Genomic DNA, 24,543 nt, shown 5'->3' on the forward strand with positions numbered 1-24,543 from the left:
CCGCAGGCTCCCGGCGCCCCGCAGGCCACCCAGCGCATCGCGCGTCCCGGCCAGGAGGGACGCCCCGCCAACGGTCGCCCCGGTTCGCTGAGCGAAGCCGTCGCCGACCGCGAACGCCGCACCGGCCCCACCACCGGCCCGCGGCCTGCTGGCGCGCGGCCCACCACCGGCGCACGCCCCACCGTCGATGACCGCAACACCGGAGCCCGCCGCGTCAACGGCACGGGCACCGGCGAACGCCGCGCCGCCACCGCGGGCGGACCGCCCTCCGGCCCCCGCCCCGCCGCGGCAGCGGTGACGCGAGCGGCCCCGGCGGCGGCAAGCGCGGCCCCGGACAGAAGCGCAAATTCCCCTGGAAGATCGTTCGTCGCGTCCTCTACGTCATGGTGGCCTTGGCCATCGTGCTGCCCAGCACCGTCTTCCTGATCGCCTACAGCACCGTCTCGGTACCCGAACCGGGCGACCTGAAAACCAATCAGGTCGCGACGATCTACGCCACCGACGGCTCCACCGTGCTCAGCAAGGTGGTCCCGCCGCAGGGCAACCGCACCGATGTGACGATCGAACAGATCCCGCCGCACGTGCGCAACGCCGTCATCGCCGCCGAGGACCGCGATTTCTACAGCAACCCCGGCTTCTCCATCAGCGGTTTCGTGCGCGCCGCGCGCGACAACGTGCTGGGCCGCGAGAGCGCGGGCGGCGGTTCGACCATCACCCAGCAGTACGTGAAGAACGCGCTGGTCGGTGACGAACGCTCGCTCACCCGAAAGATGCGCGAACTCGTCATCTCGGCGAAGATGGCGCGCCAGTGGAGCAAGGACGAAATCCTCGCCGCCTACCTGAACACCATCTACTTCGGCCGCGGCGCCTACGGCATCGACGCCGCCGCCAAGGCGTACTTCGGCAAGCCCGTGCAGGAACTGTCGGTCGCCGAAGGCGCGGTGCTGGCCGCCACCATCCAGTTGCCCTCGCTGCTGGACCCGGAGAAGAACCCCGAAGGCGCCAAGACCCGCTGGGGATACGTGCTCGACGGCATGGTCGACGGCGGCAACCTCCAGGCCGCCGAACGTCAGGGCATGGTCTACCCGGCCGTGCAGCCCAACGCAGCCACCCAGGACAAGACCCTCGACACCGGCCCGGAAGGGCTGATCAAGACCCAGGTGCTCAAGGAACTGGCCTCGGCGGGCATCAGCGAACAGCAACTCAACACCGCCGGCCTGAACATCACCACCACGATCGACCCGAAGGCGCAGGAGGCGGCGGTCAACGCGGCCACCTCGAAGATGGACGGCGAACCCGAACAGTTACGGACCGCGGTCGTGTCGATCGACCCGCGCACCGGCGCGGTGCGCGCCTACTACGGCGGGGCCGACGGCCAGGGCTACGACTTCGCCAACGCGGGCTTGCAGACCGGTTCCTCGTTCAAGGTGATCGGCTTGGCCGCCAACCTCGAACAGGGCGTCCCGCTGTCGCAGATGTACGACAGCTCGCCGCTGTCGATCAACGGCATCAAGATCACCAACGTCGAAGGCGAGCAGTGCGGCACCTGCACCATCGCCGAAGCGTTGAAACGGTCGCTGAACACCAGCTTCTACCGGATGCAGCTGGACATGGGCAACGGTCCGCAGAAGATCGCCGACATGGGGCACAAGCTCGGCATCCCCAAGGAGATCCCCGGCGTCGGCGCCACCCTGACCGAACCCGACGGCTCCGGCCCGAACAACGGCATCGTGCTCGGCCAGTACCAGGCGCGTCCGCTGGACATGGCCTCCGCCTACGCCACCCTGGCCGCCTCCGGCATGTACCACGCGCCGCATTTCGTGCAGAAGGTCGTCACCGCCGACGGGCAGGTGCTGCTCGACCGCGGTGACGTCGCGGGCGAACAGCGGGTCTCCGCGGCCGTCGCCGACAACGCCACCGCCGCGATGAAGCCGATCGCCGGCTACTCGCGCAACCACGGACTCGCGGGCGGTCGCGAATCGGCCGCCAAGACCGGTACCGCGCAGTTGCTCGACACCGGCGAGAACAAGGACGCCTGGATGGTCGGCTACACGCCGTCGCTGTCCACCGCCGTGTGGGTCGGCAGCGTCGACAACACCCCGCTGCGCAACTACGCGGGGTCGATGATCTACGGCTCCAGCCTGCCGTCGGACATCTGGAAGCTCACCATGGACGGCGCGCTGTCGGGCACGCCCAACGAGAACTTCCCGAAACCGGCCCCGATCAAGGGACAGTCCGGCGTACCGGAATGGACCGCGCCCTACACCCCGCCCTCGACCACCGAGTCGACCTTCGCGCCGCCTGTGGTCATCGCGCCGACCCAGGTCGAGATCCTGCCCGGCATCACCATCCCGGTGCCCGGCGTGCAGCCCAATCCGCAGTCCCAGCAACAACAGCCCTCGCGTGAACAGGACCCGGGGCCGATGCCCGGTCAGCCGATCGCGCCGAGCAACGGGGCGCAGCCGACCACCGGCAGCAGACCGGGCAACGGCAACGGCAACGACTCCGAGGGTCAGGGCAACTACGGCACCATCCCGCGCTGACCCGCACACGCTTCGCGGCCCGGTTCCCCCAGGGGACCGGGCCGCGTCGCGTCCGCGGCCCGTGCTCCGCGACCGCCACCGCACGCCCGGTAGCCTCGGACCGTGACCGATCAGCGACTGGTGGATGAGCGTGCGGACGCAATCGCACCGCCCGACCACGGGGGGCAGGCCGATGGGCCACAGTTCGTCTCGCCCGCGCCGATAGCGCCCGATCTGCGTTCCGCCGACGACCGCGACCGGCCCAGCCGCACCGACCCGATGACAGCGCAACTGTCCACCATCGTCGGCGGCCCGGTCGGCGACCACGCGCTCCTCGGCCGCGTCCGGTTCTGGACGCCGCTGCGCGTGCTGTTCATGCTCGCGCTGGTCTTCCTGGCGCTCGGCTGGGCGGGCAAAGCGGGCTGCATCCAACAGACCCCCGGCCCCGACGGCCGCCCCACCCTCGACTGGCACGACGGCCGCCAGTACATCGCGATGTGCTACTCCGACACGGTGCCGCTCTACGGCGCCGAACGCCTCGACGAGGGCGCGTTCCCGTACAAGAAACAGTGGACCGAGGAAACCCCCGACGGCGGCACCGAGACCCGCTACATGGAATATCCGGTGCTGTCCGGGCTCTACCAGTACGTCGGGATGCAGATCGCCAAGACCTGGGACGCGCTGCCGCTGCCCGGCGCGCTGCAAGTGGTCATCTACTTCAATGTGATCGCCGTCGGGCTCGCGCTCGCCTGGCTGGTCACCATCTGGGCGTCCTCGATGCTCGCGGGCCGCCGCATCTGGGACGTCGCGCTCATCGCCTGCTCACCGCTGGTCCTGGTACACGCGTTCACCAACTTCGACGCCATCGCCACCGCGTTCGCCGCCACCGGCCTGCTCGCCTGGGCCAGGCGGCGCCCCGTCCTGGCCGGTGTCCTGCTCGGCCTCGGCGGTGCCGCGAAACTGTATCCGCTGCTACTGCTCGGCCCCCTGGTCATCCTGTGCCTGCGCGCGGACTCGCTGCGCCGCACCCCGTTCGGCCAATCCGGCCTGATCCGGATGGGCGACATCGACAGCCTCGACGCCGCCACCACCTGGCTGCGCCAGACCCCCGCCCGCATCGAACACCTCAGCGGCCGCCCCCTCGGCGCCGCCGGCGTCACCGTCGGCGCGGCCGCAGGCACCTGGATCGCCGTCAACCTGCCGATCGCCGCCCTCTACCCCGCCGGGTGGCGGGAGTTCTTCCGCCTCAACACCACCCGCCACGCCGACCCCGACTCGATCTACAACGTCATCACCTCGTTCACCGGTTGGCCCGGCTTCGACGGCTACCTGAACCACGGCGAACCCCCCGCCATCCTCAACGCCGTCTCCCTGCTGCTGTTCGTCCTGGCCTGCCTCGGCATCGCCTACCTCGCGCTCACCGCGCCCCGCCGCCCCCGCCTGGCCCAACTCGGCTTCCTGCTGATCGCGGCCTTCCTGCTCACCAACAAGGTGTGGAGCCCCCAGTACTCCCTGTGGCTGGTGCCGCTCGCCGTCCTCGCCCTCCCGCACCGCCGAATCCTGTTGGCCTGGATGACGATCGACGCCCTGGTCTGGGTCCCCCGCATGTTCTACTACCTCGGCCTCGACCGAAAAGGTCTCCCCGAACAGTGGTTCACCGCCACCGTCGTCCTCCGCGACCTCGCCGTCCTCGCCCTCTGCGCCCTCATCCTGCGCCAGATCCACCACCCCGAAGAAGACCTCGTCCGCCACGACCACCACGACGACCCCGTAGGCGGAATCCTCAACCGCGCCCCCGACCCCGACTCCCCCCTCCCCACCTTCCTCCGCCCCCACAAACCCCCCACCAAGGTCACTTGACGCCGGACCGATCGGTATCAGCGGGAACTCGGACAGGCGCGGACGGAGCCCACAGACGCCTGTCCATCAGGGGCGTTGTCTCGATGGGGGCCAAACCGTCATCCAGGCCGCGCAACCGTCCGTAGATATCGCGCATCTGTGACCTGCCAGGCACCAGTCCTTTCCGCGCCGCCGCCTCGAGGATCGTCACGGTATCGACCAGTCGGATTCGGCCCACCGACGTTCCGGTGGCGCGGCGGTGATCGAGGTGACTCGCTTCGACGGCCGCCATCCGGGCACCGGCCCGATCATCGATGATCACTGTGACGTCCTGTCCCTGTTCGGCCTTGACGAGCGCATGGGCGACAACCATCAACTCCCCCCAAGTCCTTCGCCTGCTTCCGCCGCTCGCGCATCGTGATCCCCGCCAAGCGCCGCACAACCGAGTGCAACTCCGGCCAGTCGTCGGAAAGGACGGCCATATAGGTCGGAGTCAACTTCGACCATTCTTTCTCGACCGCCGCGAATCTCGGATCGGATTTCGACTTCCTGAGCACTTCGGCCTCGACCGTCTCCGGGGTGCTGAGTTTGCCCAGCACCCCGATCAACAGTCGGGTCTGATGTGTGGCAAGGAAGTTGAGAGCAGGACCCGCGTCGATGACCGGTCGTTCGCTCACTCGATACCGCGATTCATGGCGGCATCGAACTCCTCCATATCAATCGAGACCTCGGGCAGATCGGAGGCGCTGCTCCACCTCGGCGCCGATGTCTGCTCGACCGGCCGTAGACCGGCCTGCCGCAACTCGTTCTCGACCTCGGTCGCGTTCAACCCTCGCAAGGTCGCGACGGTCTGAATGGACACCGCGTTCCGCATCCAGCCCGAAATGGCTCTGGCCAACAGTCGCTGCGGCGCGCGGCGACTGTTCGAGGCGTTCGACAACGACTGATACCTGTCCAGCCAGCCGAACTCCGCTGCCAACGTGGGCGTCGACACCGACTTCCACTGTTCCTTCGTCTCTTCGCAGATCACCGCGCACTGCTCCATCGCGATGGCCGCGATCGCCGGTGAGACCAGAAATCTCTGGACGACAGCCGACAACATCGCACGGCCCTGACCCACATGCTCTCCGTCGAGCATCTGACGGATTCCTTCCTGAGGAATCAACAAGTGTCGCGCGAAGGCATTCGCGCGACGCTCGAGCGGATTCGTGGAATCGACCTGCGGTGCGCCCGACCAATCCCCGAAGACGACATGGGCCAATTCATGCGCGAGAGTGCTGCGCTGACGCATCGGATGCGGGGTACGTGCGACAGCGATGTAGACCTGTCCGTCAACGCCGCGACGCATGGTGATTCCGTGTTGGTCCTGCTCGGTGTCCAGCACGGCGACATCCGCGCCGACCGTCTGCTCGATCAGGGTGACCAGATCGCCGAGCGGCGCGGAACCCAGGTTGTGCGATTCCCGGAACCGTACCGCCTCCCGTCGCGCTTCGGCTTCGACGCTCATACGACCGCCGCTATCGACTGATCATCCAGATAGGCATCGAGTTCGATGAAATGCAGCACCTGCGCGTACATCGAATCCATCGGTACGCCGTTCGCCGATCGCGCCGCGCACCGCACCTCGCCGACCACCTCCGAGGCGCCGGTCAGCTCGGTCAGGACATACCCCGTTGCCGCGGCGATCGCGATCAACTCGTTCATTTTCGCCACCCGCTCGTTCCGAATGGTCCGCGACAGGGTCGCCTGAGAGATCCCGGTCACCGTCGCGAGTTCACGTTGACTCAGTCCCGCGGCCACGCCGGCGCGCTCTATCCGCTCACCCACGGTGGTCATGAGCCGACCTCCTCGTCTGAATCACTCCGATAGATGTGATTCAGTGTAGCGGCGCGGAACACAGACGAGCAATGACCTGCGCGTGCCCGCTGGTCAGATGGCGGCGATGGTGGTGGGGGCCCGTTCGGCGCGGGCGAGGGTGCGCAGGACGGCGGTTTGGCCGTGGCGGGTCACGGCGAGGCGGGTCAGGAGGTCGAGGACGGGTTCGTAGACGTGCGGCGGGAGGGGCGGGGTGGGGAGGTCGGCGCTGAGGGCGAGGTCGTCGGAGTGGACGACGAGTTCGAGCAGGCGGGTCAGGAGGAAGTCGTCCAGGAGCATCGCGCGGCCGAGGAAGGAGATGGCGGATCGGCCGGCGTCTCACTGCTCAACGCCCGCGCCACGTGGAACACCTGCGACCCGACATGCCCCGCGAGCCCGCGCACACTGAATTCCTTCAGCACACTGGGCCGCTCCCACGCCGCCCCGACCGCCGGATCCCGCAACAACGCCAACACCGACGCCGTCGCCTCGAGATACGCACCCCTGATACCGGTCATCTCCACCCCTCCCGCTGACGCCCGAATTACACCACAGCAGAACACCTTTCGTGCCGTCATGTGGCCGGCGTCATGTACGGACCGGCGATTTCCCCAGTCAAACCTTGACGATGTAGAGTCTTCAAAGCTTGACATACCGCAAGATTTATACAATCCTGGAGGGGAAGAGAACAACTTGAACAGCGATATCAGGGATCTTGCGACCTGGGCTCGTTCACAGGGATGGAAGGTGGAGGACACTGCCGCCGGTTACACCCGGTTCTTCGACCCGGACGGTGAATACATCGCCCGGTACCCGGCCACGCCGAGCAATCCTCGTCGCCGGTTGGCCGACCTGACGGTGAAGTTGAAGGCCGCCGGGTTACCTGTACCTCCGCCGAGCAAGAAAGAGCAGCGCGCGGAACGCCGCAGAGCATCGATGGAAGGAGCGTGGGATCGATGATGTGGGTGGTGACCTTGCGCTATGCGTCCGATGGGATCGATCGGGAGGTGCTCGATTCCTGGGAGGACGAGCTCGAAGACCTCGATGCGACAGCGGGACGCCTCCCCGGTACGGCAACCACGCTGACGGTTTACATCGATGCGGTGGAACTCGTCGGCGCGTTGGCAGAGGCCGGACGGCTCGTGCGGCCGATCACCGGGCTCGACCCCGCGGGCGCGGAGGTGGTCGATGAGCGGACCTATCTCGACCGGGCCGACGAACCCACCCTTCCGCGGTTGGTTTCGGCGGTGGAGGTCGGCGACATGTTGGCGATTTCCCGGCAGCGCGTGCACCAACTCCAGAGCACAGTGGGATTTCCGGAACCGTTGTACCGCCTGCGAACCGGGCCGGTGTGGGATGCGAGGGCCATCGAAGCATTCGCGACGCGCTGGGATCGCCGCCCCGGACGCAGGGGCGGTGACGCGCGGATCAGCGGGCCGGAGCGTGTCGCGGACGCGCGATCGGCGGCTGATCTCGCGGCCGAGTTGGCGGTGCAGCCGCCGCGACGCACGATGTCGCGTGGTGGAGCGCCGCGCAAGCGAGCCGAGTCGTAGCCGGGCCGAGCGTCCGACATCGGGCCGAATCGCGACGCGGCCCGGTGATTCCACAGCGAACGGATGCGGAAGTGTGCCTTCGGTCCGCGTTCAGGATTGGTGGGGGGTGCGGAGGAGGCGGGCTCGGTGGTGGGGGTCGGTGGGGAGGAGGTCGAGGGCGAGTTGCCAGGCGCTGGAGGTCCAGGGGTCGAACAGGGGGGTGTCTTCGACGGTGGGGAGGTGGCGGCAGGATTGGGAGAGCAGGGAGACGGTGCTGTCGGCGGATTCGGATTCGTCGCTGCCGACGATGACGATGGACAGGCCGATCAGGTCGCCGCGGGTGATGAGGGAGGCGATGCGGACGGCGTCGGAGGCTTGGTAACCGTGCGGGAAATCGGCGGCGACCAGCACGCGGTGCACGGTGGGCGGGACGAAATGTCCGCTGGTGTAGGCCATCTCGGCGAGTTCGGCGGCGTCGGCGAGGGCTTGCAGGCGCGGTGAGATGTCGGCGTGGTCGGTGACGACGGGGCCGTTGAGGAGGCCGGCGAGCGGGGTGACGAGGTCGCGGAACGCGCCGGTCAGGTCGATGACGTCCATGCTGGTGCGGCGGGCGGGGTCGGCGACGAGCAGACGGGCCAGCAGCGCGCCGACGACGGGGACCACGGCGGCGGTGATCTCGGTGTCGATCCACAGCGGGCGGGTCAGCGGTACGGGGACGCAGTATGGGATGCGCAGCGGTCCGCGTTCGGCGGCGTACAGCTCACCCAGGCGGATGCCGTCGCTGGCGCGGGGCGGTCCGTCCCAGGCGGGCGAGTTCCAGGAGGCGAGCGCGGCGGGCAGTCGCCGGTCGGCTTCGGCGAGTTCGCGGATGAGTTGGTCGGCGTCGCGCCGGTGGCTCGTCTCGGCGGTCGCGACGAGTTCGTCGGCGCGGTGCTGCGCGTCGCGGCGGGCCTGGTCGGCGGCGGGGGTGTTGCGGGTCGCGGGGTCGGCGACGGCGGCGGACAGTTCGCTGTCGAGTCGTTGGGCCGCGTAGTCGCGGGCGGCGATCAGCGCGGCGGCCGAGCGGGCGGCGTCCTCGAAGATCATCCACAGCCGTTCGAGCCCGTGCGCGACCTCGACCGGTGCGGGCGGGGCGTGCGGCGCGGGTTGCGGGCCGCGGATGGTGTCGCGGCCGTGGTCGGGGGCGGGTTGCGCGGCGGCGGGCGCGGGGCCGTCCACTTCCACGCCGTGCGCGGGCAGCAGGACGGCGAGTCCGCCCGCGTACCCCTGGCCGACCGCGCGGACCTTCCAGTCCGGTCCGCGCCGGTACACCTCGAGGCAGATCAGCGCCGTCTCGCCCGCGGTGGGGGTGATCGCGAATTCGGCGGTGACCGCGCCGTTCTCGGTGAGCGCGACCGTCACCGAACCGAGTCCGGCGGCGGGGTCGGGCGCGGCCGGGTCGGCGCTGACGACGAGCAGGACGGCTTTCGCGTCGGCGCGGATCTCGGCGGGCGTGATGCCGACCGCGCCGTCCGACAGCACCACGCCGTCGGTGGCGGGCTGGTTGTAGAAGACGAAATCCGCCTGGTCCGCGACCCGCAGGTTCTCGCCGACGACCAGCGCCGAGACGTCCAGCGCGGCGTCGGCGCGCGCCGTGAATTCTAGGGTTCCGCCGGTCAGTGGCGTGTTCTGACCGGCCTTCAACTGCATCACGTCCTCAACCTCGTCGTGCGACCTCACGCGTTCACAGGAAGCGGCCGAGTTGCGGAATGGCCTCGCCGGGATGCTTGGCCTGGAACCCTTCGCCGATGGCCTGCAATTTCCAGTCGCCGCCGACCCGGAACACCTTCGACATCACCATCGCCGTGAACTTCATGCCGCCGGCGAGGGTGTAGCGGGCGAGTTCGGCGTTGTTGGCGCCGTCGACCAGGCGGCAGAACGCGTTCTGCACCTGCTCGAAGGTGTGGCCCTTGTAGGAGGTGACGATGAACATCAGCGTGGTGATGTGCGCGGGAATCCTGGTGAGGTCGACCAGGATCACCTCGTCGTCGCCTTCGCCCTCGCCGGTGAGGTTGTCGCCTTGGTGGCGGATCGACCCGTCCTTGGAGGAGAGCTGACCGTAGTAGGCGTAGTCGGCGGGGTTCTGGTCGGCGAACATGATGACCGACGCGTCGAGGTCGATGTCGACGGTGCGGTTGCCGAACATGCCGCGGGTCTGCACCGGATCCCAGCCGAGCCCCATCTTGACGAAGGTCAGCGCGGCCCCGCCCTCCTTGCGCAGGGTGACCCGCTGCCCCTTCTGGAGGCTGACCGGTCGGTCCTTGCTCAGGCTGACCTCGCCGGTGGGTTGCGGCGGCGCGGGCGGCGGGTAGTTCTGGCCGGTGGGCGGGTAGTTGCCGGTGGGCGGGCCGTAGCCGGGGCCGGGCGGCGGCGGATAGCTCTGCCCGGTGGCCGCGTACTGCGGGGCCTGCTGGGTGGGCGGCGGCGCGACGGGCGGTTGGTAGACGGGCGGCGGCGGGGCCTGCTGCGGTTGCGCGGCGGGCGCGGGCGAGTCCTCGACGGTGACACCGTGATCGGTGACCAGCGCGGCGAAACCGCCCGCGTAGCCTTGGCCGACCGCGCGCACCTTCCAGGAGCCCTGGCGGCGGTACAGCTCGAGCGCGATGACGATCGACTCCGTCTGCAAGCCCTCGATCTGGTAGGCGTACAGCTGGTTTCCGGCCCCGTCGGCGACGATCGCGGTGGGCGCGGGGAACTGGCCGAAGTTGCTGGAGGCGTCGTCGAGGGTGATGACGGCGCGGATCTGATCGATGTCCTGCGGGACGGCGCTCAGCGACACCGCGAGCGAGGCCGCCTGGCCCGCGGGCGCGGGTTGCAGCCGCACGCCGGGGCCGCTGGGCTGGTTGAAGAACACGAAGTCCGCGTCGGACCTGACCTTGCCTCGTTCGGTCACCAGCAGGGCGGACAGGTCCGCCGGCGCCGTCAGCTGGACGGAGATCACCACGTCATCGGAGGCCAGCGGACCGTTCTGGCCCTTGGCAAGTGTTGCGGACAAGGTCGACCCTTCGCTTGTCGGTGCGTTCGGTTGCCACTCTACGAGAAACGGGCGGGCCACGATTGCGGTAAAGGCCGGGTCGATACGGACACTCCGGTGAACAGGGAACACCGGCGATCGATCGGTTACTGTGACCGCACACGGGAGAGCGCGTGGATACACCGCGGTGGCGGCACGCGATCTACGGGGTGCGGGAAAACCCGCGGAACTGGAATGGAACGTGGCGAGGACTCCCACATTCCCGGACTACTAAGCAGGCAAACTCCCCCATGGCGCAACTGTTCGAACAGTCGAAGAAGGTGATCGAGGCCCATCTGTCCGGAACCAGTATCCGGGCGATCGCGGGCTCGATGATCGCCTATGAAGGAAACGTCCAGTTCAAGTCGGCCGGGTTCGGCGGCGGCGACGGCATTCTGGCCGGGATGAAGCGGCGGGCGACGGGCGAGAAGCTGTCGCTGATGGAGTGCGGCGGCAACGGCCGGGTGTTCTTCGCCGTCAACGGCCAGGACGTCACCGTCGTGAACCTGAACAACGAGACCTTGCAGGTGGAGTCCCAGCAGTTGCTGGCCTTCGCCGGAAACCTGCGCACCGACGTGCGTTTCGCGGGCGTGCGCGGCGCGTCGACGGGCGCGGGCCTGTTCACCACCACGGTGTCGGGCCAGGGTCAGGTGGCCTTGTTGTCGGCGGGCGGCCCGCTCATCCACCTCGAGGTCTCACCGCAGTATCCGCTGGTGGTGGACCCGGACGCGTTCGTCGCGGCGCAGGGCAATCTCCAGCAGTCCTTCGTCACCGACGTCTCGTGGCGCACGATGGTCGGCCAGGACGCGGGCGAGGCGTTCTCGCTGCGCTGGGACGGTCAGGGCGTGGTGTTGATCCAGCCGGCGGAACGGTAAGGGCGGGGCGATGTTCGAGAAAGTCAACGGCAAGGTCGTCAAGGTCAATGTCGGGATGGCGGGCGGCGTGGTCGCGCGCACCGGCGCGATGCTGTTCTACACCGGGCAGGTCTCCTTCGCCCCGCACCAGATCCCGGGCGGGCAGAGCATGCCCGGGGTGGGCGGCGGTCTGATGGGGATGGCGGGCCGCATGATGGCGGGCGAGCACGAGCGGACCATGCTGGCCCAGGGCAACGGCGAGGTGCACTACGGGCTGGCCGGTCTGGAGGTGCACGTGGTGCAGATGCAGCCGGGCGCGACCTTGCGGGTCGAGGCGTCGCGGTTGCTGGCCAACAGCGCGGGCTTGCAGAGCTCGATCGTCTCGGTGATGAGTTCGGGCGGCGGTGGCGGTGGCGGCGGCGGCATCATGGGCGCGCTGCGCGGCGCGGCGGCGGGCGCGCTGACCGGTCAGGGCATGTTCACCACCCAGCTCAGCGGTCAGGGTTCGGCGGTGCTGCTGGCCCACGGCGGATTCCTGGAGTTGCAGGTCGGCGGGCCGAACCCGATCGTGGTCGACCCGCAGGCGTTCGTCGCCGCCTACGGCAACGTGCAGACCGAATTGAAGTCGGCGCTCAGCTGGCGTGACGCGGTGGGCCGCGGCGCGGGCGAGGCGATGCAGTTGCACTGCGTCGGTCAGGGTGTCGTGTACGTGCAGGCCTCCGAGGAGAAGTTGTAGACCATGGCCCAGGTATTCAGTCCCATGAATCTCGGTGAGAGCGACAACATCCCGGGAAACGACTACGCCTACTGCATCGATCTGACCAAACCGTGGTTCATGCGCAAGGGCGCGATGATCGCCTACTACGGGCAGATGAACTTCCAGACGCTGACCCACGGCCTGCACGGCGGGTTGATGCACATGGTGTCCCAGCAGTTCTCGGCGCCGCTGTTCACCGGTGACTACGTGGTGGTCGAGGGCCACGGCAAACTGCTGATCGGCGACCGTGGCTACAACATCAACTCCTACGACCTGGAGGAGGGCAATCTGACGATCCGCGCGGCGAATCTGCTGGCCTTCGATCCCGGTCTGTCGCTGAACCAGTCGATCGTGCCCGGGTTCCTGACCCTGATCGGCACCGGTAAGTTCCTGGCCTCCTCCAACGGCCCGGTGATGTTCGCCGAACCGCCGCTGCGGGTCGATCCGGAGTCGCTGGTCGGGTGGGCGGACTGTCCGTCGCCGAGTCATCACTACGACCACCAGTGGGTGTCGAGTTTCCTGGCGGCGGGCGCGGCGCGCTTCGGCGTGAACTCCGGTGAGGAGCGGCAGTTCGATTTCACCGGCGCGGGCACGGTGCTGATCCAGTCCAGCGAGAAGGTGATGAGCGATTCGGTGCTGGTGCGCACCATCGAGGGCCAATTGCAGAGCGGGATGACGGTGGGCGGACTCCAGCGCATCCAGTCGGTGATCGCCCAGCAGTTGGCGGGTCAACAGCAGTACTGAGCGCGGCCGGGTCGGCCCCGGCGGTTAGGGTGCTCGGGTGACGCGCACCCTCGCCTCCGGGGCCGCCTGGTTCGTCGGCCTGGCCACCGCTTTGACCTGCGCTGTCGGTGTGGCGGCGGCCGCGCCCATCCCGTCGGTGCCCGCGGGGCCGGGCGTCCCCGAATTCCTGGGGGCACCCGCGACGCCGGCGCCGGTCAGCGGTGTCACGCCCGCGCCGCAGCATCCGTTCCTCGCGAACACCGGCGATTCGGGCATCCACAACGACGGGTGGATGAGCGACACCTATACCCGGCCCGGGCCGCTGGGCGTCGGCACGCGGGTGGATTCGCTGCTGCTGGCCAGCGAGTGCGGGTCGATCGCCTTCGACCGCGCGGGCCGTATCGTCGCCACCTGCATCGGCGCGTCGACCGGGCTGTATCTGATCGACCCGACCACGTTGACGGTGCTGGGCAGTCATCCGCTGCCCGGCCGGAACGCGTTGGATCTGCTGAAGCCGGGCGCGTTCTCGAATTTCGGCGGGGGCGGCTACTTCTATCTCGACAACCGCGATCGCGCGGTGATCGGCACGAACACCGGGCATCTGCTGGTCTTCGCGCAGACCCCGGCGGCCGACGGATTCGTGGTGGAGCGCGACTACGACCTGACCTCCGTGCTGCGGCCCGGCGAGACGTTGAATTCCGCGCTGCCGGACTCCGACGGGCTGATCTGGTTCGTCGCCAAGACCAACGGCGTCGTCGGCACGCTCGATCCGGACTCCGGCGCGATCCACGTGCTGCGCCTCGGCGAGGGCGAGAACGGTCAGATCGAGAACTCGTTCGCGGTCGGCGCGAACGGCGACGTTTACGTCGCCACCAACCGTGAACTGCTGCGTTTCGACGCGGGCGCGGACGGTGCGCCGGAGATCACCTGGCGGGTCGTCTACGCCAACAGCGGTCAGCGCAAACCGGGTCAGGTGGACGACGGCACCGGCACCACGCCGACGGTGCTGCCGGACGGCTATGTCGCGATCACCGACAACGCCGACCCGATGAACGTGGTCGTCTACCGGACCGCGCCGGACGCGACCGACCGTGAGGTGTGCGCGGTGCCGGTGTTCGCGCCGGGTGCGAGCGCGACGGAGAATTCGCTGATCGGCGCGGGTCGGTCGCTGATCGTGGAGAACAATTTCGGCTACACCGGCCCGCAGTCGACCATGTTCGGGCGCACCACCACTCCCGGTTTCGCCCGCGTCGACATCGATGCCGACGGACAGGGGTGCACGCTGGCCTGGACCAACGACACGGTGGCCGCGCCGAGCGTGGTGCCGAAGCTCTCGCTGGCGACCGGCCTGATCTACACCTACACCAAGGGCGAGCAGCCCACCGATCCCTGGTACTGGACGGCGTTGGACTTCCGCACGGGTGCGGTCGTGTTCCAGCGGTTGGCCGGTGTCGGCTTCGGTTTCAACAACAACTACGCGGGTCTCGCGCTGGGTCCCGACGGCGCCGCCTACCTCGGCACGCTCGGTGGCCTGATCTCCCTGCGCGATGCCCGCTGACCTGCCCCATTGATGCGAAAAGTGAATGAGTAACACGTGCGACACCTTGCCCGATCAGCCCCGTGGACGACCGGATCGACAACAGAGGGGCAGCCGATGGCGCAGCACCGCACCAGGAGACGAATCGCGCTCGCGGCGGCGCTGAGCGTGATATCGCTCGGGATCGGGCTCGCCCCCGCCTCCGCCGAACCGCCCACCGCCCCCGGTGTCGTCCAGCCCTCGGTGCAGGCCCCCGACGGGTCCTACATCAAGAAGATCGACGTCAAGGACGCGCGCAACGTGCGCCTGCACGTCCACTCGGCGGCGATGAACACCACCGTCCTGGTCGATGTGCTGCGGCCCTCGGACGTCTCGGAGCCGAAGCCCTCGCTGTACCTGTTCAACGGCGCGGGCGGCGGCATGGACGCGGCCTCCTGGCGGCGCAACACCGACGCGCTGGAATTTCTCGGCACCAAGGACATCAACGTCATCCAGGTGCTGGGCGGCGCGTGGAGTTTCTACACCGACTGGATCAACCCGGACCCGGTGCTCGGCGTGAACAAGTGGCAGACCTTCACCACCGAGGAACTGCCCCCGCTGGTCGACGCGGCGCTGGGGACCAACGGCGTCAACGCCATCGCGGCCCTGTCGATGACGGGCACCTCCGTGCTGAACTACGCCATCGCCAAGCCGGGCCTGTTCCGCAGCGTCGCCGCCTACAGCGGGATCGCGCAGGTCAGCGACCCGGTGGGCCAGGAGATGGTGAAGCTGACGGTGGAGACGTGGGGCGGCGGCGACACCCGCAACATGTGGGGCCCCGCCGACAGCCCGATGTGGGCCGCCAACGACCCGATGGTCAACGCCGACAAACTGCGCGGCACCCACCTGTTCTTCTCCACCGGCAACGGCGTGCCCGGCGAATTCGATCAGGCGGGCGGCAAGTTCCGAATGGAGTCTCCGGCGGAGACCCCGCAGACGGTGGCCCTCGGCGCGATCATCGAGGCCGGTGTGAACTGGTCCAACCACAACATGAACGACCGCCTCAACCAGCTCGGCATCCCGGCCAAATTCGTCTACCGGAACACCGGAACCCACTCGTGGGGGTACTGGCAGGACGACCTGAAGTCGTCGTGGCCGGTGCTGGCCGAGGGATTGTTCAGCGCTCCCTGAGCCGCGACGACCTGATCGCCGACGACCGCCGCGGCTCAGGCCGCGTCGAGGAACCAGTCGATGATCTCCTCCCCGGCGAGAATGCCGGTGGCCCGGGTGATCGTCAGGTTCGGATGCGTCCAGTTGAGCAGTTCGAGTTCACCGTGCCGGGGGCGGATCGCCGAATCGGCGGCGCGCAGCATCTCCGCGTCCAGCGCGCCGTCTCCGGCGGCCAGGGTGCGCGCGTCCTCGGCGAGTTCGCCGGAGTCGAGCAGTCTGCGCCGCACCTCGGCGACGGCGATGCTCTTGCACACCGCGTCCGGCATCGTGTAGATCTTGCGTCCCTGCTGCGAGGCCGACCAACCGCGCGCCCGGCACCACTGGTCCCATTCGGCGAGGAACCCGTCGGGCACCGCTTTAGGCTTGACCACCAGATAGCAGAACAGGTGGTCGGCGATCCGGAACTTCGACACCCACGAATCGTCCACGCGGGCCCGCAGTTCCGCGCTGACCTCGGACAACGTCGCGCCGCCCGAGCGGACCTTCGCGTCGACGTCGATGCGCCAGCGCATATCCGGGACGCCGTCGACCAGGATGTTGCCGCCGTTGCTGGTGATCGCGTAACGCCACGGCGCGCCGGGCAACTGGATCCTGGTGAACTGCTTGATGGTCCGCGTGGTCGTGGGAATCACCGCGGCGGGTTCGGTGAGCGACTGCATGCGCAGCGCGGCGGCGGTGGTCATGAACGACAGCGGCGCGCCCTCGAGATGTTCCACGCACACCGTGGGCACCTCGTCGGTGGTGCTGAAAGCGTTGCGCGAGTAGATCATCGTCCGATCCAGGTCGGTGGCGATCAACGCGTATCTGAGTCGGTGACGGCGACCGTGCGGCCATCCGTGGTCGCGTAGGTCACCGTCGTCGTGGGATTGCTGAACCAGCACCATCGGGGCTACCGCACTTCCTTGATCAGACCCATGCACGAATACGCCAGATCGGGCACCACATCCACCGGCACGCCCCTGGCCTCGGCCAGTAGTCGCAGGTGCGCGTGTTCGGGGGCGTCGGCCTCGCGCACCAGCACGCGCCACGGCACGCGGCGCAACAGCACCCGGGTCGTCTCGCCCACACCGGGTTTGACGAAGTTGACGCTCGCGATGCCGTATTCCTCGCGCACCTTCTCCACCGACGCCCATCCCGACCAGGTCGGGGTGCGGTCGCCGCCGGTGACGGCGGCCAGTTCGGCGGGCACCGCGTCGCGCACGCTGTCGAATTCCGCGGCGACGGTGTCGAGCATCCGCACCGACACGTCGGCCTCGGCCAGTTCGCGGTAGAACTTCGCGCCATGGAAATCGCCGGGACCGATCACCGTGTCGTTGAGGACGGTGCGCGAGATGAGCCCGGAGACCGTGGAATTCAGGCATGCGGAGGCGATGAGGAAATCGTCACGTGTTCCGTAGGTGCGCACGCACTGCCCAGGGTCGGCGAGGACGGCGAGTTCGTCGTCGAAGCGCGCGCCGCCTGCCGCGTGGTAGGCGTCGAGCGCCTCGGTCAGTTCGCGGGTGATCGCGCCCTTGCCCGTCCACCCGTCCACGAACACCACCGAGGCCGGATCGTGGTGGCGGGCCAGATAGTCCAGCGCGACGGCGTCGACGCCGCGGTCGCGCACGATCGACACCGCGTAGTGCGGGACGTCGAGGCTCTGCTCGCCGCCGCGCGCCGCCAGCCACCGTTTCATCAGGATGCCGACCGGCGTGCCCGCCCTGGCCAGCGACACCAGCACGATATCCGTGCCGCGTTCGGCGACCACGAGTTCGGCGACCGTACCCACGGCCAGCGCCAACCGTCGCGCGCTGTCGGCGAGGACCTGCTCGAACAGGTCGCGGTAGGCGGCATCGGGCTGGTATTCGATCGGCAGCGATTCCGCGTAGTGGGCCTCGCCCGCCTGGATGCGCTGTTCGCGTTCGGCGATGTCGGCTTCCAGGTCCAGCTCGGACAGATCCTTCAACAACCACGAGACCTCGTGCGCCGCATACGATCCGAACTCCGGCCCGTGCAGCGGGGTGGGTAGGGCGAGCGCCGATCCCGGCGAAGTGTTCGACAGCTGACTCAACGGGGCTCCACCGGATTCTCTGGTGCGGACATCCCGGCATCACCGACGGGAACGAGACGCACGCCGTCGCGGTCGGCGTGCAGGACACGCGGATCGGCGCAGGGGACGACGGCGAGCACCACGTCCTCGCCCGCGGCGGTGAGCACATCGATGAGCCCACCTTCGGCGCGGAGTTCGGCGGTGTCGGCGGGCGCGTCGAGCACCACGACCAGCACCGGGTTCTCGACGTGGGTCGTGTCCGCGCCGAATTCGGGGCCGTCGGACCAGCGCGCGTTGTAGAGGTAGCGCCGCGCCGCCGGGTCGAATTCGGGTGCGGCGAAACCGAATCCGCGCCGCAGCGGGTAGCCCGGTTCGTCCAGGACGTAGGCGGGTGAGCGGGTGGTGGTCTGGAATCGCGTCGGAATCCCCGACTCGCGCAGTTCGTCGGCCAGCCGCAGCGGCAGGTACATCAGCTCTTCGTGGCCGATGACGATCGCGGGCCGCCCCGGCGCGACCGCGCCCAGATGGTCGCGCAGATCGGCCGCGGCGAGGACCACCGCGGCGTCGAACGCGCCGGCGTCGACGTCACGGAACCCGTGCCTGCCGCCTTCGGGAACCGCGGCGGGCCAGGACAATTCGACCCGCGTCACCGTGCCGCGGCGTTCCGCCACCGGATTGAGGGTGTGGTCCGGCAACGCCATGACCCGCTCGCGGATGCCCTCGGGCAGGTGGGTGCGCCCAGACACCAGGCAGACCGTGTCGATGCGCACGCCGAGTTCGGTCTCCACCGCGCGGAAGCTCTCGTGATCGGCCTCCGACCGCATGTCGACCAGCGAGGCCAGCACGTAGTGCGCGCGCGGGGCGAAGGCGTGCAAGGCGCGCAACGCGTCCAACGCGGTACGGCCGGTGGAGATCTCGTCGTCGACCATGACCAGCGGCAGGTCGCCCTGGAACACGCTCGCCGGGGCGGGCTGCAACAGGTGCGTCGTCGCGTGCGAATGCCCTTCCTCGAAACTCGTCAGGGTCTCGGCCTCGGGCACGTCACGGCGGGTGGAGTGCAGATAGCAGCGCGCGTCCAACCGCGCCGCCACGATGTGCCCGAGACCGGTGGCCGTCTCGGCGAAACCGAGGACCAGCGCGTCCGCACCGCCGAGAACCTCGCGCACCAGGTCGCCGAGACGGTCGCCCGCTTCCAGGACCGCGCGCGGATCGGTGGGCAGATGTTTGCCCAGCACCGTCGACACCAGCAGGTGCGCCCGCTTCGGATTGCGCCGCAAACCCACCTCGAGCAAGGTCGCGATCGTCAGGTCGGCGGGCAGCACCGCCGCCCCCGCACCGCCGTGACCGCGCACGTGCCGAAGGGCGATCCCCAGTTCCCTGGTCGCCCACGGCTCGGATCGAGCACTCACACCTGCACCGCCGCGGTCAGCAGATCCACGAAGGACACTCCTTTGTTGGCCACGCCGAACACCCGGGCCCGCAGCAACGTCTGCCGGGCCCAACTGCGATGCGGGCGCATCTCGTTCATCTTGTTGCGGTACTCCGAGGCCGCGACCCCGCCCACGTCGACCTGGAGGATGTCCAGCGCGTCGGAGTACTCCTCGTGGGTGACCACCGACAGCGCGTGCACCGCCGCCACATGCGAGGGATGGATCACCGTCTTGCCCTGGATGCCGTTGGCCCGGTCCAGGGTGATCTCGCGCAGTAAACCGTCCAGATCGCGCGAGACCAGGTACCGGCGGAACGGCACCGCGTCGGACTCCTCGAACGGCGCGGTGCGCAGCAACGGACGGAACATGCGCTCGTGATCGGCGAAGTACTCCCACACCGGGCCCGTGATCACATAGCCGGTGCCGTCGGTGCGGCCCAGGTAGTTCACGATGTCGGCGATCACGTCGGCGACCACGCGCACGTCGTAGATCGTCAGGTCGCGGTCGCGGCGGATGCCGAAGGTCGAGCACATGTCGGTGGCGCCGACACGCACCGCCAGCACCCGTTCGCGGTGCTCGGCCAGCATCGCGGCGATCCGACCCAACTCGTGGTCGCGGGTCTGCCGGTGCACCAGCGCCGCCGACTCCAACACCGGCATCCCGTACAGCGGCCGGTCCAGCGCGCGGCCCGCCGCCTCGAGCGCGTCGAGATACTTCTGCCCCGTGGCGCTGTCGAACTTGGGGAACACGAACCCCACCAGCGCTGCGGCGCCCGCGCCGAGACGCTCCACGATCTCGCCCACGGTGTCCGCGTCGCGCACCCGGATGAACAGCAGCGGATTCGGATCGGGACTGCTCGCCAGCAGATCCAACGTCTCCACCGCGCGCTGCTTGGCCGATTCGACCTCGTGATCGGCGACCGCGTCCTCGAGATCGATCACCATCGAGCACACCCCGTGATCGGAGCGTTTGCGTATGGTCTCGGCCAGGTCCGGTCTGGTCGCGGGCGCGTACAGCGTCGCGCCCAAGGCGTACGCCAACAGTTCTCGGTCAGTGTGCGCGCCGAAAGGCTCGGGTTGCCGATGGAAAAGGTGCCGTGCGTCCGGTCCGTGCAGCTGCCGAAAATGGCGCAGCGGCAGTGCCTTCCGCAGGGAAACCTCCTGCTGGACGGCGATGCCTGCGGTCATCGAGGGCCCATCCTCATTCTCGTCGTTGTCCTACGTGTTTTCTCATGCGATCCACCACACCGGCGATGAAATCGGTGACGGCATCCAGTTCCGCCACATACGCCCGGTAATCGGGATGACGTCCCGACAGTGTTTCCGAAATTCGATCGATACGGTCGACCTGTGCGTCGAGCACAGATCCCCACTCGGCGACGAGCCCCCGGCTCACCGCCAGCATCTGCGCGTCCCGCAGCCGGAATCGTACGGCCTCCGCTTTCGCGCGCGGGTCGGCACGGACCTCACGCAGCAGGGCGAGCCTACGGGTCACGGCGTCGATCTGCTGCTCGGCCTCGGCCAGGCTGCCCCTGGCGGACGTGGTCAATTCAAGTGCGGACTCCGGATTGTTCTGGTCGGCCGCCGCGCGCGCCCGTTCCAAGGCGTCGGCGGCGGCGCTGATGGCGCGCTGACTTTCCCGCTCATTGTTGGCCAAGTCCGCCGAACTCGCAGCGTTGAACTCACGCAGCAGCGCCGAGTACGCGGGCGCGAGCCCCTCGGCGCGGTTGCGCACCGCCGACAACCTGGTGTTCACCGAGGTGAGGGCGGTTTTCGCGGCCTCCTGTCGAGAGGGGGCCTGCGCCAAGGCATCCGCCAGTTCCCGGCTGACCGCCTCCAGTCGATTGGCTGCCCTTCGCTGCTCGGCGATCCCGCTGCGGGCGGCCGCCTCCAGTGTGAGCAGAGCCTCATCGACCGCGGCCGCGTGGCGCAGCACCGACGGGTAGCCCGCGAACTCCGACTCCGCGGCCCGACCGCGCACCCGCGCGGCGCTCGCCTTCACCTGCGCGACCAGTTGCGGGACGGTCGCGCGCACCCCCAACGCCTGCTCCAACACCGCCTGATTCCCGCGATAGAACTCGTCCACCGCGCGCGCCGCGTCACCGAGCGACGCCGTGACGGCGGCGGCCCGCTCGGGCCCCTGCGGGAACGGCGTCCCGTCGCGTTCGGCGGCCTCGAGTTCCTCGGTCAGCGCCAGATACCGGCCCGCCGCGTCGTAACACCGCGAGCGCACCGGCTCCCACGCCGACCCCAGCGCACGCTCGGGGAACACCTCGTCGCAGGCGTGCACGGCGTCCTCGGCCACGCTCTGTCGCCGGTCCATGTCGAGGAACGCGTCCGCGAGCTGCGAGCGCGCCTGCTGAATCCATTCGCTGTTCCGGGAGGACCGGAACCAGCCACGCCTACGGCCTGCCACGCCCCGATGGTAGGTCCTGAACCGACCGGTCGACGGTGGAAGTCCGGGAGGCGACCGCAGACGACAGTGCTGTTCGCCGGGGGTTACCCCACTTTCTACGCAAGTTCGCCGAAACCTACTACTGTCGTAACTCGTACCCGGCGATTCGGACATGCTGGGACCACAGACGGACTATTCGAAAGGGAATCCCGCATGGGTGTCAGTTTGTCCAAGGGCGGCAATGTCTCGCTGACCAAGGCGGCGCCGAACCTTACCGCTGTCGCCGTCGGTCTGGGGTGGGACGTCCGCTCCACCACCGGCACCGACTTCGACCTCGACGCCAGCGCCATCGCGACCGGCGCGGACAAGAAGGTGCTCTCCGATCAGCACTTCGTGTTCTTCAACAACCTGAAGTCCCCCGAAGGCGCGATCGAGCACACCGGGGACAACACCACCGGCGAGGGCGAAGGCGACGACGAGGTCATCAACGTCGACCTGGCCAACACCCCGCCCACCATCGAGAGCATCTTCTTCCCGGTCTCGATCTACGACGCGGAGACCCGTCAGCAGTCCTTCGGCCAGGTCCGCAACGCCTACATCCGGGTCGTCGACCGCAGCAACGGCAGCGAACTGGCCCGCTACGACCTCACCGAGGACGCCTCCACCGAGACCGCGATGGTCTTCGGCGAGCTCTACCGCAACGGCGCCGAGTGGAAGTTCCGCGCCATCGGCCAGGGCTACGCCTCGGGCCTGTCCGGCATCGCGCGCGACTACGGCGTGAACGTCTAGCCACAACGCTTTCGGCGCGGGAGGGGGCTCGGCGACGAGCCCCCTCCTCGCGCGTGCGCCACACCCGAGCGCCCGGAATTCGGCGCATCGTTGGACATACGGCGGTTCAACGGCCACGCTGGTACCGATTTCGCCGATTCTGTTCCCAAGCAACGAAAGGTCCCTCGCGTGGTCCTGCGTATATTCGGCCTCTCCGGCGTTGTCACGGTGGTGTCGCTGGTGGTGGCGTTCCTCTACGGCGGCCCCGAGGCGCTCATCCTGTGCGCCATCCTCGGCATCCTCGAAGTCTCGTTGTCCTTCGACAACGCCGTCATCAACGCCACCGTCCTCCAGCGGATGAGCGAATTCTGGCAGAAGATCTTCCTCACCGTCGGCGTTCTGATCGCCGTGTTCGGCATGCGGTTGGTCTTCCCGCTGGCGATCGTGTGGATCACCGCCGGGCTGAACCCGGTCGAAGCCCTCGACCTGGCGCTGAACCCGCCGCCGAACGACGGCGCCTATTTCGAGAACGGCGACCCGAGCTACGAGACGCTCATCACCGACGCCCACCCGCAGATCGCGGCCTTCGGCGGCATGTTCCTGGCGCTGCTGTTCCTGAACTTCATCTTCGAAGAGCGTGAGATCACCTGGCTGGCGTGGCTGGAGAAGCCGCTGGCCAAGGCGGGCAAGCTCGACATGCTCTCGGTCGTGGTCGCGGGCGGTGCGCTGGTGCTGGTCGCCGAACTGCTCGCCGACGACGACAAGCGCGCCACCGTCCTGGTCGCGGGCCTGCTCGGCATGATCACCTACATCGCGGTCGACGGTCTGGGCTCGATGTTCCACACCGACGAACTCGAGGAGCAGTCCGGTCCGTCCGATCTGGCCAAGGCCACCGGTAAAGCCGGCTTCTTCCTGTTCCTCTACCTGGAGGTCCTCGACGCGTCGTTCTCCTTCGACGGCGTGATCGGCGCGTTCGCCATCACCTCCGACCCGATCATCATCGCCCTGGGCCTCGGCCTGATCGGTGCGATGTTCGTCCGGTCCATCACGGTGTACCTGGTCCGCCAGGGCACGCTCTCGGAGTACGTGTACCTCGAGCACGGCGCGCACTGGGCGATCGGCGCGCTGGCCACCATCCTGTTGGTCTCCATCGGCGTGCACGTCAACGAGATCATCACCGGCCTGGTCGGTGTCGCGTTCATCGGCGCGGCGTTGGTGTCCAGCATCCTGCGCAACCGCCGCAACGGCGATGCCGACGAGATCGAGAGCGAACGCTCCGCCACGCCGGTAGGCTGATCGGCGGCACGCAGCCGACCGACCTCGAGTGGCAGCGGGTCCGAACCGGAACCGCTGCCACTTTCGCGTTTCGACGACTCCCGTGTCACGGCATTTTTCCGGCACGAGGATTCACGAGGGGGATCGCGCCGATGACTCCACCCGAGAGCGTCGACCTGGCCACGGTGACGCTGTCCAAGGCCACTCCGAGCATCAACCTCACCAAACCCGGTGACGCGCAAGGTGTGATGCGAGTGAATCTGAACTGGTCCAAGGGCCGGCGCGGAATCTTCCGGCGCGGCAAGCCCGTCGACCTCGACCTGGGCTGCCTCTACGAATTGGCCGACGGGACCAAAGGCGTCGTGCAGGCCATCGGCGACAACTTCGGGAACCTCGACGCCGCACCGTATATCCGCCTCGACGGCGACGACCGCAGCGGAGCCGACGCCGCGGGCGAGACCATGCACATCGACCTGAGCCGTCCCGAAGTCTTCAAGCGGGTGCTCATCTTCGCCTTCATCTACGACGGCGTGCCCAACTGGGCCGCCGCCGACGGGGTGGTCACCCTGTATCCCACCAGCGGGCCGCGGGTCGAGGTGCGACTCGACTCCCCGGTGAACGGCGCCCGCTCGTGCGCGGTCGCGCTGTTGCAGAACCAGGGCCCGGGGATCACCGTGCACCGGGAAGTGAACTACATCAACGGAACCCAGCGCTACATCGACGAGGCGTACCGGTGGGGCATGCAGTGGCACAGCACGAGCAAATAGC

The 24,543-nt window shown here is 68.6% G+C and carries 24 protein-coding genes and 1 pseudogene; 13 read left to right on the forward strand and 12 right to left on the reverse strand.

Going from position 1 to position 24,543, the window contains the following annotated elements:
• From ON30_RS40695 to ON30_RS26940, 3 genes and pseudogenes are all read left to right on the forward strand, one after another.
• Positions 1-426 (forward strand): annotated as a pseudogene (locus tag ON30_RS40695) (hypothetical protein); the annotation flags it as partial.
• A complete protein-coding gene (locus ON30_RS26935) occupies positions 384-2,543 on the forward strand; it encodes a transglycosylase domain-containing protein (protein ID WP_040711477.1) in 2,160 nt (719 codons plus the stop codon). The pseudogene ON30_RS40695 and the gene ON30_RS26935, both read left to right, overlap by 43 nt.
• A gap of 120 nt (positions 2,544-2,663) precedes the next feature.
• Positions 2,664-4,382, forward strand: a complete 1,719-nt coding sequence (locus tag ON30_RS26940) for a glycosyltransferase family 87 protein (protein WP_373282637.1) — start codon at positions 2,664-2,666, stop codon at positions 4,380-4,382.
• Here the strand turns inward: ON30_RS26940 and ON30_RS40700 are convergent.
• The 5 genes from ON30_RS40700 to ON30_RS40710 form a co-directional block, all read right to left on the reverse strand.
• The gene (locus ON30_RS40700; protein WP_218006307.1) at positions 4,375-4,734 is read right to left on the reverse strand and encodes a PIN domain-containing protein; all 360 of its coding nucleotides are present in this window, start codon (positions 4,732-4,734) and stop codon (positions 4,375-4,377) included. The two genes, ON30_RS26940 and ON30_RS40700, sit on opposite strands and share 8 nt — an antisense overlap.
• Before the next feature lie 300 nt (positions 4,735-5,034).
• On the reverse strand, positions 5,035-5,868 hold the full coding sequence (locus ON30_RS26950) for an ImmA/IrrE family metallo-endopeptidase (RefSeq protein ID WP_040711479.1): 834 nt from the start codon (positions 5,866-5,868) through the stop codon (positions 5,035-5,037).
• A complete protein-coding gene (locus ON30_RS26955) occupies positions 5,865-6,197 on the reverse strand; it encodes a helix-turn-helix domain-containing protein (RefSeq protein ID WP_040711482.1) in 333 nt (110 codons plus the stop codon). Before ON30_RS26955 ends, ON30_RS26950 begins: the two co-directional genes overlap by 4 nt.
• Positions 6,198-6,290: 93 nt before the next feature.
• On the reverse strand, positions 6,291-6,515 hold the full coding sequence (locus tag ON30_RS40705) for a hypothetical protein (protein ID WP_040711484.1): 225 nt from the start codon (positions 6,513-6,515) through the stop codon (positions 6,291-6,293).
• The gene (locus ON30_RS40710; protein WP_218006308.1) at positions 6,491-6,733 is read right to left on the reverse strand and encodes a maleylpyruvate isomerase N-terminal domain-containing protein; all 243 of its coding nucleotides are present in this window, start codon (positions 6,731-6,733) and stop codon (positions 6,491-6,493) included. Before ON30_RS40710 ends, ON30_RS40705 begins: the two co-directional genes overlap by 25 nt.
• A 175-nt stretch (positions 6,734-6,908) precedes the next feature.
• Here ON30_RS40710 and ON30_RS37830 point away from each other — a divergent pair, with 175 nt between their 5' ends.
• Entirely contained in the window at positions 6,909-7,175 is a 267-nt protein-coding gene (locus ON30_RS37830; RefSeq protein WP_083911698.1) for a hypothetical protein, read from the forward strand.
• Positions 7,172-7,768, forward strand: coding sequence for a hypothetical protein (locus ON30_RS26965; RefSeq protein WP_051030034.1), 597 nt, complete (start codon positions 7,172-7,174; stop codon positions 7,766-7,768). Before ON30_RS37830 ends, ON30_RS26965 begins: the two co-directional genes overlap by 4 nt.
• Positions 7,769-7,858: 90 nt before the next feature.
• On the opposite strand, the gene ON30_RS41805 is transcribed toward ON30_RS26965, so the two are convergent.
• Together ON30_RS41805 and ON30_RS26975 are read right to left on the reverse strand one after the other, a co-directional pair.
• Positions 7,859-9,436, reverse strand: a complete 1,578-nt coding sequence (locus ON30_RS41805) for a TerD family protein (protein WP_040711672.1) — start codon at positions 9,434-9,436, stop codon at positions 7,859-7,861.
• Positions 9,437-9,470: 34 nt separating this feature from the next.
• The gene (locus ON30_RS26975; RefSeq protein ID WP_040711485.1) at positions 9,471-10,781 is read right to left on the reverse strand and encodes a TerD family protein; all 1,311 of its coding nucleotides are present in this window, start codon (positions 10,779-10,781) and stop codon (positions 9,471-9,473) included.
• A 269-nt stretch (positions 10,782-11,050) separates the two neighbouring features.
• On the opposite strand from ON30_RS26975, the gene ON30_RS26980 reads away from it, so the two are divergent.
• The 5 genes from ON30_RS26980 (at position 11,051) to ON30_RS27000 (ending at position 15,840) form a co-directional block, all read left to right on the forward strand.
• Positions 11,051-11,674, forward strand: a complete 624-nt coding sequence (locus ON30_RS26980; RefSeq protein ID WP_040711487.1) for an AIM24 family protein — start codon at positions 11,051-11,053, stop codon at positions 11,672-11,674.
• A 10-nt stretch (positions 11,675-11,684) separates the two neighbouring features.
• On the forward strand, positions 11,685-12,389 hold the full coding sequence (locus tag ON30_RS26985; RefSeq protein ID WP_040711488.1) for an AIM24 family protein: 705 nt from the start codon (positions 11,685-11,687) through the stop codon (positions 12,387-12,389).
• 3 nt (positions 12,390-12,392) lie between these two features.
• Positions 12,393-13,154 (forward strand): AIM24 family protein, encoded by a 762-nt coding sequence (locus tag ON30_RS26990; RefSeq protein ID WP_040711491.1) that lies wholly within the window; start codon positions 12,393-12,395, stop codon positions 13,152-13,154.
• Between the two features lie 37 nt (positions 13,155-13,191).
• A complete protein-coding gene (locus tag ON30_RS26995) occupies positions 13,192-14,691 on the forward strand; it encodes a hypothetical protein (RefSeq protein ID WP_040711492.1) in 1,500 nt (499 codons plus the stop codon).
• Positions 14,692-14,787: 96 nt separating this feature from the next.
• Positions 14,788-15,840 carry an alpha/beta hydrolase gene (locus ON30_RS27000; RefSeq protein WP_040711494.1) on the forward strand — a complete coding sequence of 351 codons (1,053 nt, stop codon included), beginning with the start codon at positions 14,788-14,790 and terminating at the stop codon, positions 15,838-15,840.
• Positions 15,841-15,875: 35 nt separating this feature from the next.
• Here ON30_RS27000 and ON30_RS27005 read toward each other — a convergent pair whose 3' ends face one another.
• From ON30_RS27005 to ON30_RS27025, 5 genes are all read right to left on the reverse strand, one after another.
• The gene (locus ON30_RS27005) at positions 15,876-16,649 is read right to left on the reverse strand and encodes an HAD family hydrolase (protein WP_051030049.1); all 774 of its coding nucleotides are present in this window, start codon (positions 16,647-16,649) and stop codon (positions 15,876-15,878) included.
• A gap of 119 nt (positions 16,650-16,768) precedes the next feature.
• Entirely contained in the window at positions 16,769-17,929 is a 1,161-nt protein-coding gene (locus ON30_RS27010; RefSeq protein ID WP_245554236.1) for a cysteine protease StiP family protein, read from the reverse strand.
• Positions 17,926-19,317: a phosphoribosyltransferase family protein gene (locus ON30_RS27015; RefSeq protein ID WP_083911700.1), complete on the reverse strand. Its 1,392-nt coding sequence runs from the start codon at positions 19,315-19,317 to the stop codon at positions 17,926-17,928. The genes ON30_RS27010 and ON30_RS27015 overlap by 4 nt, the downstream gene beginning before the upstream one ends.
• Positions 19,314-20,525 (reverse strand): HpcH/HpaI aldolase/citrate lyase family protein, encoded by a 1,212-nt coding sequence (locus tag ON30_RS27020; RefSeq protein WP_085999419.1) that lies wholly within the window; start codon positions 20,523-20,525, stop codon positions 19,314-19,316. Before ON30_RS27020 ends, ON30_RS27015 begins: the two co-directional genes overlap by 4 nt.
• A 13-nt stretch (positions 20,526-20,538) precedes the next feature.
• Complete coding sequence (locus ON30_RS27025; RefSeq protein WP_245554237.1) at positions 20,539-21,753, reverse strand: coiled-coil domain-containing protein; 1,215 nt, start codon at positions 21,751-21,753, stop codon at positions 20,539-20,541.
• A gap of 192 nt (positions 21,754-21,945) precedes the next feature.
• On the opposite strand from ON30_RS27025, the gene ON30_RS27030 reads away from it, so the two are divergent.
• The 3 genes from ON30_RS27030 (at position 21,946) to ON30_RS27040 (ending at position 24,542) form a co-directional block, all read left to right on the forward strand.
• A complete protein-coding gene (locus ON30_RS27030; protein ID WP_040711498.1) occupies positions 21,946-22,521 on the forward strand; it encodes a TerD family protein in 576 nt (191 codons plus the stop codon).
• 168 nt (positions 22,522-22,689) lie between these two features.
• Positions 22,690-23,796, forward strand: a complete 1,107-nt coding sequence (locus tag ON30_RS27035; protein WP_040711499.1) for a DUF475 domain-containing protein — start codon at positions 22,690-22,692, stop codon at positions 23,794-23,796.
• A 131-nt stretch (positions 23,797-23,927) separates the two neighbouring features.
• The gene (locus tag ON30_RS27040) at positions 23,928-24,542 is read left to right on the forward strand and encodes a TerD family protein (RefSeq protein ID WP_040711501.1); all 615 of its coding nucleotides are present in this window, start codon (positions 23,928-23,930) and stop codon (positions 24,540-24,542) included.
• The last annotated feature ends 1 nt before the right edge of the window (position 24,543 follow it).

This window comes from Nocardia takedensis NBRC 100417, assembly GCF_000308695.1.
Taxonomy (GTDB): Bacteria; Actinomycetota; Actinomycetes; order Mycobacteriales; family Mycobacteriaceae; genus Nocardia; species Nocardia takedensis.

Excerpts from the sequence above, each read along its gene's own strand:
- ON30_RS26980 (WP_040711487.1), top strand. The coding sequence starts at position 11,051 with ATGGCGCAACTGTTCGAACAGTCGAAGAAGGTGATCGAGGCCCATCTG.
- ON30_RS40710 (WP_218006308.1), bottom strand. The coding sequence starts at position 6,733 with ATGACCGGTATCAGGGGTGCGTATCTCGAGGCGACGGCGTCGGTGTTG.
- ON30_RS27000 (WP_040711494.1), top strand. The coding sequence starts at position 14,788 with ATGGCGCAGCACCGCACCAGGAGACGAATCGCGCTCGCGGCGGCGCTG.
- ON30_RS26935 (WP_040711477.1), top strand. The coding sequence starts at position 384 with ATGGTGGCCTTGGCCATCGTGCTGCCCAGCACCGTCTTCCTGATCGCC.
- ON30_RS26950 (WP_040711479.1), bottom strand. The coding sequence starts at position 5,868 with ATGAGCGTCGAAGCCGAAGCGCGACGGGAGGCGGTACGGTTCCGGGAA.
- ON30_RS26990 (WP_040711491.1), top strand. The coding sequence starts at position 12,393 with ATGGCCCAGGTATTCAGTCCCATGAATCTCGGTGAGAGCGACAACATC.
- ON30_RS26955 (WP_040711482.1), bottom strand. The coding sequence starts at position 6,197 with ATGACCACCGTGGGTGAGCGGATAGAGCGCGCCGGCGTGGCCGCGGGA.
- ON30_RS26965 (WP_051030034.1), top strand. The coding sequence starts at position 7,172 with ATGATGTGGGTGGTGACCTTGCGCTATGCGTCCGATGGGATCGATCGG.
- ON30_RS27005 (WP_051030049.1), bottom strand. The coding sequence starts at position 16,649 with ATGATCTACTCGCGCAACGCTTTCAGCACCACCGACGAGGTGCCCACG.
- ON30_RS26985 (WP_040711488.1), top strand. The coding sequence starts at position 11,685 with ATGTTCGAGAAAGTCAACGGCAAGGTCGTCAAGGTCAATGTCGGGATG.
- ON30_RS27020 (WP_085999419.1), bottom strand. The coding sequence starts at position 20,525 with ATGACCGCAGGCATCGCCGTCCAGCAGGAGGTTTCCCTGCGGAAGGCA.
- ON30_RS40705 (WP_040711484.1), bottom strand. The coding sequence starts at position 6,515 with ATGCTCCTGGACGACTTCCTCCTGACCCGCCTGCTCGAACTCGTCGTC.
- ON30_RS40700 (WP_218006307.1), bottom strand. The coding sequence starts at position 4,734 with ATGGTTGTCGCCCATGCGCTCGTCAAGGCCGAACAGGGACAGGACGTC.
- ON30_RS41805 (WP_040711672.1), bottom strand. The coding sequence starts at position 9,436 with ATGCAGTTGAAGGCCGGTCAGAACACGCCACTGACCGGCGGAACCCTA.
- ON30_RS27040 (WP_040711501.1), top strand. The coding sequence starts at position 23,928 with ATGACTCCACCCGAGAGCGTCGACCTGGCCACGGTGACGCTGTCCAAG.
- ON30_RS27030 (WP_040711498.1), top strand. The coding sequence starts at position 21,946 with ATGGGTGTCAGTTTGTCCAAGGGCGGCAATGTCTCGCTGACCAAGGCG.